Below are 11,869 nucleotides of genomic sequence, written 5' to 3'. Positions count from 1 at the left end.
AGTTATTTAGACTTAAGCCTTACTCCATGTAGTTCCTTCTTTACCGTCTTTAAGCTGAATGCCCAACTCCTGCAATCCAATGCGGATCCGGTCGGAAGTGGCGTAATCTTTATTCGCTTTAGCTTCGGTTCTTAAATCAATTACCATTTCTAAAACGCCATTTAAGTCGTTACTTCCGGCATCTTCATCTTTTAAGCCTAAAATATCGAATACGAAATCGTGTACCAGTTGTTTTAATTTAGCTAAAGCTTCGGCCGAAATTTTTCCTTTACCATCGTAAACAGTATTAATCATCCGAACAGCCTCAAACAATTCAGCAATTAAAATCGGACTGTTAAAATCATCGTCCATTGCGTGGATGCATTTCTCTTTCAGTGCATCGATATCAAAATCGTTTTGTTCTGATACAGGTAGTTTATCTAAAAGGCCAACCGCCGTCATTAAACGTCTAAATCCTTTCTCAGAAGCATCCAAAGCATCGTTAGAAAAATCTAAAGTACTGCGGTAATGTGCCTGCAACATAAAGAACTTAACCGTCATTGGACTATAACCCTTTTTTAACAGTGGGTGTGCACCGGTAAATAACTCTAAAGGTAAAAAGCCGTTACCAGCTGATTTAGACATACGTGTACCATTAACCGTAAGCATATTGGTATGCATCCAGTAACGTGCAGGTTGTTTATGGCTGCATGCTTCCGATTGCGCAATTTCGTTGGTATGATGGGTTGCGGCTAAATCCATTCCACCACCATGAATATCAAACTCTGAACCTAAATATTTAGCACTCATGGCCGAACATTCGATATGCCAGCCCGGAAAACCCATGCCCCATGGCGATTGCCATTGCATTAAGGTTTCTGGCTTTGCTTTAATCCAGAGTGCAAAATCCAACCTGCCGCGTTTCTCATCCTGACCACCCAGTTCGCGGGTATTGTTCAGCATATCTTCGAGGTTGCGGTTGGTTAATATGGTATAGTTATATTCTTTGCTGTATTTTTCTACATCGAAATATACGTTGCCATCAATTTCATAACCATAACCATTGGCAATAATCACCTTAATCATTTCGATTTGTTCAATGATATGTCCGGTAGCTGTTGGTTCGATACTTGGAGGCAAAGTGTTAAACATGCGCAATACCTCGTGGAAACCCAAAGTATATTTTTGTACAATTTCCATTGGTTCTAATTGCTCCAGCTTGGCACGTTTTGCAAATTTATCGTCGCCCTCATCCCTGTCGCCCTCTAAGTGACCCGCGTCAGTAATATTACGTACATAGCGCACCTTATATCCGGCGTATTTAAGGTACCTGAAAATTAAATCGAAAGAAATAAAAGTACGGCAATTGCCCAAATGCACATCGCTATAAACTGTAGGACCACAAACATACATCCCAACATTGGGTGCATTTAAGGGTTGAAAAACTTCCTTTTTGCGCGAAAGCGTGTTGTAAAGCTGTAAGCCAGTATTCATATTGCAAATGTAAGATTTAGTTAGAAAGTTGGAACGTTTAAAGTTGCAATGTTTAGCTTATGATTTTTATATAACATTTAACGTAATTTAGTTTTTCTTGTAAAGCGTGACAAAAAATGGTCGAAATCAGAGAAATTTTAGAACAAGATGCTGAGGGCATAGCCAAACTTTCTACAGCCTTGGGTTACGAAAGCAACACAGCCCAAACCCTTAACCGAATTGTGCAGATTAACAACAGCAGCGAAAACTGTGCGTTTGTGGCCGTACTTGATCAGGCTGTGGTTGGCTGGATTCATGGCTTTTTCACCCTACGGATTGAATCTGATCCTTTTGTCGAAATAGGTGGCCTTATTGTAGATGCTAATTTTCGTGGCCAGCAGATAGGCAAACAGCTGATTGAAGGCGTAAAACGCTGGGCAAAAAAACAAAATGTAAAAAAATTAAAGGTAAGGTGTAACACGAAACGTACCGAAAGCCATAAATTTTATGAAACGATTGGCTTTAAAGAGAATAAACAACAGGTTGCATTTGAAATGGAATTGGCTTAGTGCTACCCCGGTTAACCAGTTTAAACAATTAACCAGTTAAACACCTGTACTATTTATTACAACGCTCAAACATTTCGGCATTGCAACAATTCAATCCTATTCATTAACTTTGTGGCATGATTGATTTACCGGTAGTACCTGCTGTAACTGAAGTTAAACGTAAACCAGATTGGTTACGTGTTAAATTACCTGTTGGTAAAGAATATGCACAAGTTCGGAGTTTAGTAGATACGCATAAGCTTCATACCATTTGCGAAAGCGGCAATTGCCCTAATATGGGCGAATGCTGGGGTGCAGGTACGGCAACTTTTATGATTTTAGGAAATATCTGCACACGTAGCTGTTCTTTTTGCGCAGTTGCAACAGGCCGCCCCTTGGCTGTTGATGTAGATGAACCAAACCGTGTAGCCAATTCAGTAAAATTAATGGGCGTTAAACATTGCGTAATTACTTCGGTTGATCGCGATGATTTAAAAGATGGCGGATCGATTATCTGGGCCGAAACTTTACAGGCTATCCGCAGGGAAAGCCCAATTACCACACTCGAAACTTTGATCCCTGATTTTAAAGGTCAGTGGGATAATTTATACCGTGTTTTGGAAGAACGCCCGGAGGTAGTATCGCATAACATGGAAACGGTAAAACGCCTGACCAAACAAGTACGTATACAAGCTAAATACGATAGAAGTTTAGAAGCTTTAAAAAGAATCTCGGAATTTGGTTTAAGAACTAAAACCGGTATTATGCTGGGTTTAGGCGAAACTGAAGAAGATATTTTTGAAGCTATGGACGACCTGGTTGCCAACGGCGTGCATATTTTAACTTTGGGCCAGTATTTACAACCAACACGTAACCACCACCCTGTGGTAGATTGGATACACCCAGATACTTTTGCCATGTACAAAGAAGTTGGCTTGGCTAAAGGCTTAAAATATGTAGAAAGCGGACCATTGGTACGTTCATCTTACCATGCAGAAAAACATCTTTTCCCGATTGATGGGATAGTATAATTAAGGTATTAACCTAATTTTAAAAATGTTTTATAACCTCACTCCTCTACGGAGTGCGTTTATAAAACATTTTTTTGCTTTTGCTGTTCTGTATTGTAACTTAGTAACCAATAGTGACTGCATTTAAAAAATTAACCCTAACCGAGCCAGAACTTGTTCTAGCACTGCAATCGAAAGATCCTGCGGTACTGAAAACGCTGTACAGTATGTATTCATCGGCAATTTACGGTGTTATTTCGCGCATTATTACCCATACCGAACTTGCTGAAGACGTTTTACAGGAAACTTTTGTAAAAATCTGGCAGTCTGCAGAACACTACGACAATACCAAAGGACGTTTGTTTACCTGGATGATGAATATTGCGCGTAATTTATCGATCGACAAACTCCGTTCTAAAGATTTTAAGAATTCACTCAAAAACCAAGATATAGAAAATAACGTAAGTTTCGTTGATGAACAAAACAAGGTTACGTTTAACCCTGATGTACTGGGGGTTAAACAACTTGTAGAGAACCTAAAACCGGATCTGCAGGCTGTTCTTGATTTAGTTTATTACAAGGGCTTTACACATGTAGAAGCTGCAGAAAAGTTAGATCTGCCATTGGGTACGGTAAAAACACGTATACGATTGGCTATTATAGAATTGAGAAGGAATTTTAATTGAGCGTGGAAAATTTAAAGGCATATATAGAATCTGGAGTACTCGAGCTGTACGTTTTAGGTGATTTATCACCCGAAGAAGCGCTGCAGGTAGAGGAAATGGCATCTCAACACCTTGAGGTTAGGGATGAAATAGCCGCTATTGAGCAGGCTATTGAGCAATATGCTATGCAAAATGCTGTAGAACCATCTGCAGATGTAGAAACAAGATTATTCGAAAAACTGGGATTAAGCGAAGTTAAAGTACAGGAACCTTTTCAACCCGCTCCTATTAATACAGAAGAACCAAGAATTATACGTTTGGATGAAAGCGATGGTAAAGTGAGAACTTTACGTTACGCACTTGTAGCTTGTGTAGCTTTATTGATTGTGAGTATGGCCGCCCTGTTTATTACTTATAGTAAGCTAACTGATGCACACGACCAGATTGCCAGTTTAAACCTGGATAAACAAAAATTTGCCGGCGTAGTAAGCAAACTGGAATTTGAAAACCAGGGTTTGGGCAATATGGCTGCAATGGCCGATAGTCAGGAATGGGCAACTATCAGTATGAAAGGCCAGGCCTTTAGTCCTACCGCTAAAATGAAGGTGTATTGGAATAAAAAAGATAAAAGCGTATTGATTAACTATGTGGCTATGGATTTACCTAAAACCGATAAGGAGCACGAATATCAGTTATGGGCCATGGTAAACGGTAAACCGGTAAGCTTAGGCGTATTTGGCAAAAACGATTCTACTTCGAACGAAGCACTGGTTAAAATGCCGGCCATACAGGAAGCACAAGCTTTTGCAGTAACCATAGAACCTATGGGCGGAAGCATAAACCCTACAATGGATAAGCTTACCGTAATGGGTGGCGTATAGATAGAAATTATAAACTGATATAAAAAATCCCGGCATTGAAACTGCAGGGATTTTTTGTTTTCATTTTCTTCTGATCGTCATTGCGAGAAGGCTTTTTTTCAGCCGACGAAGCAATCTTAAACTATAAGTTATAGCGATTGTTGTAGGATTGCTTTCTCGTTCCTCCTCGCAATGACGAAGCTTTTTATTGAAGTCTGTCAGTGATAATGGGTTTAGAAAATCCTGCTTTGTGTTGCCACCAACCGAAAGACAACCAACTTAAGATTTTGCTGCATATTTTACTTCTTCGTAAGGCTGTACCAATACCCATCCTTCACCAAAAAACTCCAGCTGGAAAGATTCGCCACTACCCCTGCCAATAAAAGAACCGAAGGTTAAATTGGTTTTAATATTTGGGCTAAGGTTTTCAGACCAGGCTACAGTAGCATTCGGATCAGTATAAACCGGCTGGTTGCCAGTAACCCGCAACAGAATAGGCTCGCCATGGGTGGTAATGGCAATATAACCACTGCCCGATAGCTTCACTTGAAATAAACCTCCGCTCATCATACCAGCAATACTTTTCAGCATTTTAATTTCGTTTTTGACGCTTTCTTCTAAAGCCAGTACATCATTACCGTTCACAAAAACGGCTTCGTTCTGTAGTTTAATAATTTTTACTTTCTTGCCTTCATCGGCCAGGTAGAGTTTACCTGTACCCGCAGCATGCATCAGTGAGGTGCCTTCGCCCGATATGGCTTTTTTTAGCAAACCACCTAATCCTTTGCTCAATAAACCTTCTCTTTTAAAGTCGATATTGCCGATGTAAGCAACCATTGAACCGGCTTTGGCCAAAATCTTTTGGTTCTTTAAGTTTACCTCCAGCATGGCAGGCTTTTCTAATTCGAAAAAATCATTTTCGTGTGGATTTTCTGCCGATTCCTGAATTAGTTCATTCAGTGTGTACTCCCTTTGTGCCATAATAATTTAAGTTTTCCGTAAGTTTAAGATATCTGTTATTTTAAATTTCCCTTTAAACTATACATTTACAGGCAGGAAGCACAAAGTTTAAGCTGGCTTTTTTTCCACAACCGCACTACGACCTATTAAACAAACTATTTGGATATTAGCACTTTAATTTCTTTTGCAATGTTTAGGGCAAGCTGCGATGCGGTAACTACAAATTGTTCTTTTGCCAAATCGTCGCCTGTTTGGCCATGAATATAGCAGCCTGCGATAGCCGCATCAGCAGCTGTATATTTTTGCGCTACCAAAGCCGAAATAATCCCAGTTAAAACGTCGCCCATACCACCCTGCGCCATGGCCGGGTTTCCGGTTGGGTTGATGTGAACCTTACCAGTAGGTAAACAAACAAAGGTATATTGGTTTTTAAGTATAATTACAATTTGCAGCAGCCGGGCTTGTTCTCTGGCCGTTTGTACTCGGTCCCACCAGGTATTGTGCTCGCCAAATAAACGGTCGAATTCTTTAACATGCGGGGTAAGAATTGAATTTTTAACTAATTTTTTAGTCAGATCTGGTCTTTCTGCTAAAATATTCAGGGCATCGGCATCTATTATCAATTCGCGATTGGCCATAATCAGGCTTTCTAACAACCTTTCATTTTCAGCATCAACGCCTAAACCCGGACCAATGGCAATGGTCTGGTATTTTGCCAGATGCTCAATGCGCATATATTCTACCCTGGGCAAAGCCATTATCTCTGGCAAAGTGGTATTGAGTGCTGTTAGTCCACTTTCGGGTACGCAAGTGGTAGTTAAACCTGCTCCGCTATGCAAACAAGCCATTGAGGCCAGTAAAGCCGCCCCCATAGTATTGGTATTGCCAGCAATAATGAGTGCATGCCCATAAGTACCTTTATGGCTAAAGAGTTTGCGCTTTTTAAGTATTTTTTGAATGTCTTTTTCTTCAGTGAGGTAAAACTCCGTATCCTGCTGCCTGATAAAATCTTCATCCAGCTCAATATCTGCTACCTCATACTTTTCAGTCGCCAGGGCCGATTCGGGGAAGAAAAAATTTATTTTTGGCCGTTGAAAACAGATAGTTTTATAGGCCTTTATTCCATTATAGCTGTCTGTTAATCTATCCTCTGCAAAAAAACCGGTGGGTACATCAACTGCATACACCTTTTTATTTAGCTTATTGATGGCATGCGCCAACTCGGCATAATCGCCGGTTAAAGGTTTATTTAAGCCCGAGCCTAAAATGGCGTCAATAATTAAATCGGGCTTAATGTGTTTTAAATCACCGGGCTGGTTAATGATGGCTTTTTTACAGCGCGATTCATCCAGCCTTTGCAGGTTAATTGCAAAATCATCAGTTTGTTTCGCACTAAAATTTACGACGTAAACTTTAACGTTATCGTAGCCATTAACCAAAAGCAGGTGCGCGATGGCCAAACCATCGCCACCGTTATTGCCTTTCCCACAAAAAATTGCAATGCTCTTGCTCGCATCAAATTCATCCCTGATAAAACATTGTACAAATGCACGGGCAGCTTTTTCCATCAAATCGATGGACGCAATGGGCTTATTGGCAATGGTAAACTGATCGGCGTGGCGCATCTGCGCCGAAGTAAGCAATGTTAGCATATTACTAATATAATATTTTTAGCTAAAAATTGCGATTGTTCGCCTTGACTGCTGATCTGGGCGAAAGTATTTCGCTCACGCTAAACTAATATTTCTATTTTTATACCTTTTATAATGCTTTAGCGTTTTCAATTGAATTAAATTAAATCTCAAAACAATGAATCAAAAACCATCGAATGCATTCGTGGCAGCCGCCTGGATTGCATTAGGTATCGGAATGATCGGCTTTATTGTAGGCTTGTGGCGTTCTGATATGCTCCTAAACGAAAAAGGATATTATTTTACCGTATTGATGTTTGGCCTTTTTGCCGTAATTTCTTTACAAAAAGCTGTTCGCGATAAACTGGAAGGCATTCCCGTTACAGAAATTTATTATGGGTTAAGCTGGTTTTCGACACTGTTAACCATCACCCTACTGGTAATCGGTTTGTGGAATGCAACACTTTTACCAAGCGAGAAAGGTTTTTATGCTTTTGCCTTTCTACTCTCGTTATTTGGTGCCATTACGGTGCAGAAGAATACGAGGGATAGTCAGATTGTGAATAAAAACCGGGATTCGGAATAGTAAGTAAAGCCAGTAGAAAAACCTACTGGCTTTTTTTATTTAAGTCCACATCTATAAGTTCTGTCAAAAAAATTAAACTCCTCAACCTATATGGTACTTTTCATTCGCCAACCGGATATTGATTAAAAAACGATAACACTAAGCGCCGTTAATTAAACCGAAATACCCCATTAATTTATAAGATAAGAATAAAAAAATCACTAATTTAAACAGCAGATACCGAGGCCTATAGTTTTATCATTTTCGAGCAAATCATTGTAAACCTAATTAATATGGCAGGCACATATGGAGCAAAGTAAGGGCTTAAAAAAAACACTTACCCCGTTTATGTTATGGGGACTGGGTGTAGGGTATGTTATTTCGGGAATGTATTTTGGCTGGAATTTAGGCCTCGAAAAAGGTGGTACGCTCGGCATGGCCATTGCCACCGTGGCTATTATGGTAATGTATGTTACCTTTAGTTTCAGCTACGCCGAGCTGGCCTGCGCCATTCCAAAAGCAGGTGGTGTTTTCGATTATGCCAATACCGCTTTAGGCAAAAACGTAGGTTTTATTGCAGGCATTGCACAAATGGTCGAGTTTATATTTGCCCCACCCGCCATTGCTTTTGCCATTGGCGCCTATTTTAATGCTTTCTTTCCGCAGGTACCTATTCTTACCTCTGCCATTGCCATTTACTTTATCTTTACAGCTTTAAATGTATATGGCGTAAAGGCCGCAGCTTCATTCGAGGTTATTGTTACTGTGCTAGCGGTAGGTGAGCTGCTTTTATTTTCGGGAATTACCCTGCCAAAATTCCATTCAGAGAACCTTATTCACAATAATTTTCCCAACGGCTGGAGCGGTGTATTTGCAGCCATCCCCTTTGCCATCTGGTTTTTTCTGGGCATAGAGGGCGTAGCCAACGTTGCCGAAGAAACTAAAAACCCGCAACGCGATATCAGCAAAGGTTTTGGCTGGGGCATATTTACACTGGTGGTCTTGTGTGTACTCGTTTTCATTTCAACTATTGGTATTGGTGGTTGGGAGGCCATTGTTTATAAAAACGGAAAATCGGGCGAGACTTCCGATTCTCCTCTTCCCCTTGCCCTTTCGATGATTACCGGTGATAACCATTTAATGTATCACCTGTTAATTACCGTTGGCTTATTTGGGCTGATAGCTTCATTCCATGGATTGGTTTTGGCAGCCGGCCGCTCTACTTACGAAATGGGGCGGGTTAAAAGTATTCCGGCAATATTGGGCAAAATTTCGCCAAAATTCCAGACACCGGCCAATGCATTAATCGGTAATATGGTAATCGGAATTATAGCACTGCTATCAGGCAAAACGGCCGAAATTATCATCATATCGGTGTTTGGGGCTTTAACACTTTATATCATTTCAATGATTTCGGTAATGGTGCTCCGCAAAAGCAAACCCGAAATGCTGCGACCGTTTAAGACACCTGTTTACCCGCTGTTTCCTGTTATTGCACTAATTATTTCATGTGTTTCATTTATCGCAATGCTGATTTATAATCTTAAATTAGGATTAATTTATTCGGGCATTGTTTTAGGCATATTTCTACTATATAAACTTTTTAAAAAGGTTGATTAATGAGTACAAGCAAAGAAATTCTGGATTATGTTAAAAATCATCCATCGGGTAAAGTAAAGTTAGCTGTTGCAGATATCGATGGTATTTTAAGGGGTAAATATGTAGCCGCCGAAAAATTTGCCTCGTTAGTGGAAGGCCGTTTAGGTTTTTGCGATGTTACCTTTGGTTGGGATGCCGCCGACCTGGCTTACGAAAATGGTAAATACACCGGATGGCATACCGGCTATCCCGACGCGCAGGTCAAAATAGATTTAACCACTTTTAGAAAAATCCCCTGGGAAAACGATGTGCCCTTCTTTTTAGGCGATTTTATTGATGAGCACGACAGGCCAAATATTGTTTGCCCCAGGCAACTGCTAAAAAAGATTATTGCCGAATGTGAAAACGAAGGTTTCTCACCAATTTTTGCGCAGGAATTTGAATGGTTCAATTTTGCTGAAACGCCTGAAACAATACACGAAAAAGGCTTCAACAACCTGAAACCGCTAAGTCCAGGCATGTTTGGTTACTCCATTCTGCGAAGCAGCTATAAAAATGAATTTATGAGCGACCTGTTTGAGTTGCTGAATAAATTCGATATCCCGATTGAGGGGCTGCATACTGAAACGGGCCCCGGTGTTTACGAGGCGGCCATTAAATATGCCGATGCCCTGCAAGCCGCAGATCAGGCTATATTGTTTAAAACAGCTGTTAAAGAAATCGCCTACAAGCACGGTATCTTAGCTACTTTTATGGCAAAGATTAACGAAAACCTACCTGGTTGCAGTGGCCATGTGCACCAGAGCTTATGGGATAATCAACACAAAAACAATCTCTTTTACGATGAAAAAGATGTCGATAAAATAAGTGCAACGATGAAAAACTACATGGCAGGGCAGTTGCATTGTTTGCCACATATTTTGCCTATGATTGCACCAACCATTAACAGCTACAAACGCCTTGTGGAAGGGGCCTGGGCACCCACCACCTTAACCTGGGGGATTGATAACCGCACTACGGCATTGCGTGCGCTGCCCGGAAGCAAAAAAGCCGCGCGTTTAGAAACTCGGATTGTAGGCTCTGATACCAACCCTTACCTTGCGATTTCTGCTTGTTTGGCAGCCGGACTGTATGGCGTTAAAAACAAGCTAAAACTGGAGCAACCGGCAACAAAGGGAAATGGCTATACCGATTTATCAAACGGAACATTATCGCGCAATTTATTCGAAGCCACAGAAAAGATGAAAAATTCTAACGTAGCCAAAGAATTACTGGGCGCAGATTTCGTCGATCATTTTACCATGACCCGCGAATGGGAATGTAAACAATATGCTAAAGTGGTAACCGACTGGGAATTGAAAAGGTATTTAGAAATTATATAACCGAGAGAACCATTTGAACTTAATTCAGAAGATAAAAACAAACTCCATGATATTCGATAAGATCCATCAGTTTAACTTTCCAACCACCATTCGTTTCGGTGCAGGTGCGGCAAAAGAATTGCCAGCCTATCTGGTTAAAAACAATTTAAAAGCACCCTTAATCGTTACCGATCCCACCATAGCACAGCTTCCATTTTTTAAAAGCATCGTTGCAGATTTAAGCGCAAAAAATATTTCGGTAGAGGTATTTAGCGATATCCATAAAAACCCGGTAAAGAGTGATGTTTACAATGGTACCGATGCCTGGGATGCCACCCAACGCGACAGCATTGTGGGTATAGGTGGCGGTGCGGCCTTAGATGTTGCGCGGGCCATTGTACTCCGCGTTAATCATCGCGAAGATTTATTTAAGTACGACGATTTAATAGGCGGCGATGTTTACGTAACCAACGATGTCCCTCATTTTATCACCATCCCAACTACGTCTGGTACCGGAAGCGAGGTTGGCCGCAGTGCCATAATTGCCGATGATGAAACGCATCAGAAAAAAATCCTGTTTTCGCCAAAATTAATGGCACAGATTGTTTTTGCAGACCCGGAGTTAACAATGGATTTACCGCCCTTTATTACTGCCGCAACCGGTATGGATGCCTTAACACACAATATGGAAGCTTATCTGGCTAAAAATTTTCATCCCATGTGCGATGGGATTGCTTTAGAAGGGATTTCATTGATTAAAGATTCGCTGGTGCAGGCTACTAATAATCCTGATTTAGAAAGCCGCAGCAAAATGTTAATGGCTTCGATGATGGGTGCCATTGCTTTTCAGAAAGGCCTCGGCGTAGTACATTCGCTGGCGCACCCGCTATCGTCTCTTTTAGATACCCATCATGGCCTGGCCAATGCCGTAAATATTCCCTATGGCATGCAGTTTAATATTGCAGGCTTCGAAGACCGGTTTAAGAAAATAGCCATTGCATTAGCGCTTCCTGAACAAAGCGGCGATGCTGTTGTAAAATATCTGTTCGATTTGAATACAAGGGTTAATATTCCACATAAATTAAGTGATATTGGCGTTAAAAATGAACATATAGAAACACTAGCCGATTTAGCCTTTGCCGACTTCGCTCACCCAAACAATCCGAAGTCGGTAAGTCGAGAAGATTTTAAACAACTGTATCTAAATGCATTATAACT

Annotated in this window: 11 protein-coding genes; 8 read left to right on the top strand and 3 right to left on the bottom strand. The window is 40.8% G+C overall.

Annotation, left to right across the window (positions count from 1 at the left end):
- Nucleotides 1-12: 12 nt before the first annotated feature.
- The gene (gene cysS, locus DBR40_RS20220) at nt 13-1,473 is read right to left on the bottom strand and encodes a cysteine--tRNA ligase (protein WP_124561562.1); all 1,461 of its coding nucleotides are present in this window, start codon (nt 1,471-1,473) and stop codon (nt 13-15) included.
- Between the two features lie 116 nt (nt 1,474-1,589).
- Here cysS and DBR40_RS20215 point away from each other — a divergent pair, with 116 nt between their 5' ends.
- The 4 genes from DBR40_RS20215 to DBR40_RS20200 all read left to right on the top strand — a co-directional run bounded on the left by DBR40_RS20215 (nt 1,590) and on the right by DBR40_RS20200 (nt 4,556).
- On the top strand, nt 1,590-2,021 hold the full coding sequence (locus DBR40_RS20215; protein ID WP_124561561.1) for a GNAT family N-acetyltransferase: 432 nt from the start codon (nt 1,590-1,592) through the stop codon (nt 2,019-2,021).
- Between the two features lie 116 nt (nt 2,022-2,137).
- Nucleotides 2,138-3,031 carry a lipoyl synthase gene (lipA, locus tag DBR40_RS20210; RefSeq protein WP_124561560.1) on the top strand — a complete coding sequence of 298 codons (894 nt, stop codon included), beginning with the start codon at nt 2,138-2,140 and terminating at the stop codon, nt 3,029-3,031.
- 113 nt (nt 3,032-3,144) lie between these two features.
- On the top strand, nt 3,145-3,696 hold the full coding sequence (locus DBR40_RS20205; RefSeq protein WP_124561559.1) for an RNA polymerase sigma factor: 552 nt from the start codon (nt 3,145-3,147) through the stop codon (nt 3,694-3,696).
- A 2-nt stretch (nt 3,697-3,698) separates the two neighbouring features.
- Nucleotides 3,699-4,556, top strand: a complete 858-nt coding sequence (locus DBR40_RS20200) for an anti-sigma factor domain-containing protein (protein ID WP_124561558.1) — start codon at nt 3,699-3,701, stop codon at nt 4,554-4,556.
- Between the two features lie 258 nt (nt 4,557-4,814).
- Here the strand turns inward: DBR40_RS20200 and DBR40_RS20195 are convergent, their stop codons facing one another.
- Together DBR40_RS20195 and DBR40_RS20190 are read right to left on the bottom strand one after the other, a co-directional pair.
- On the bottom strand, nt 4,815-5,516 hold the full coding sequence (locus tag DBR40_RS20195) for an AIM24 family protein (protein WP_124561557.1): 702 nt from the start codon (nt 5,514-5,516) through the stop codon (nt 4,815-4,817).
- A gap of 134 nt (nt 5,517-5,650) precedes the next feature.
- Nucleotides 5,651-7,147, bottom strand: coding sequence for an NAD(P)H-hydrate dehydratase (locus DBR40_RS20190; RefSeq protein WP_233603946.1), 1,497 nt, complete (start codon nt 7,145-7,147; stop codon nt 5,651-5,653).
- 157 nt (nt 7,148-7,304) lie between these two features.
- On the opposite strand from DBR40_RS20190, the gene yiaA reads away from it, so the two are divergent.
- The 4 genes from yiaA (at nt 7,305) to DBR40_RS20170 (ending at nt 11,867) form a co-directional block, all read left to right on the top strand.
- On the top strand, nt 7,305-7,712 hold the full coding sequence (gene yiaA, locus DBR40_RS20185) for an inner membrane protein YiaA (protein ID WP_113950314.1): 408 nt from the start codon (nt 7,305-7,307) through the stop codon (nt 7,710-7,712).
- A gap of 285 nt (nt 7,713-7,997) precedes the next feature.
- On the top strand, nt 7,998-9,311 hold the full coding sequence (gene eat / locus DBR40_RS20180) for an ethanolamine permease (RefSeq protein ID WP_124561556.1): 1,314 nt from the start codon (nt 7,998-8,000) through the stop codon (nt 9,309-9,311).
- A complete protein-coding gene (locus tag DBR40_RS20175; RefSeq protein ID WP_124561555.1) occupies nt 9,311-10,672 on the top strand; it encodes a glutamine synthetase family protein in 1,362 nt (453 codons plus the stop codon). The genes eat and DBR40_RS20175 overlap by 1 nt, the downstream gene beginning before the upstream one ends.
- A 46-nt stretch (nt 10,673-10,718) precedes the next feature.
- Nucleotides 10,719-11,867 carry an iron-containing alcohol dehydrogenase gene (locus DBR40_RS20170; protein WP_124561554.1) on the top strand — a complete coding sequence of 383 codons (1,149 nt, stop codon included), beginning with the start codon at nt 10,719-10,721 and terminating at the stop codon, nt 11,865-11,867.
- Nucleotides 11,868-11,869: the final 2 nt, after the last annotated feature.

The organism is Pedobacter sp. KBW01 (genome assembly GCF_003852395.1).
Lineage (GTDB): Bacteria > Bacteroidota > Bacteroidia > Sphingobacteriales > Sphingobacteriaceae > Pedobacter.
The sequence above is the reverse complement of the archived record's forward strand: the minus strand, read 5'-3'. Positions and strand labels throughout refer to the sequence as shown.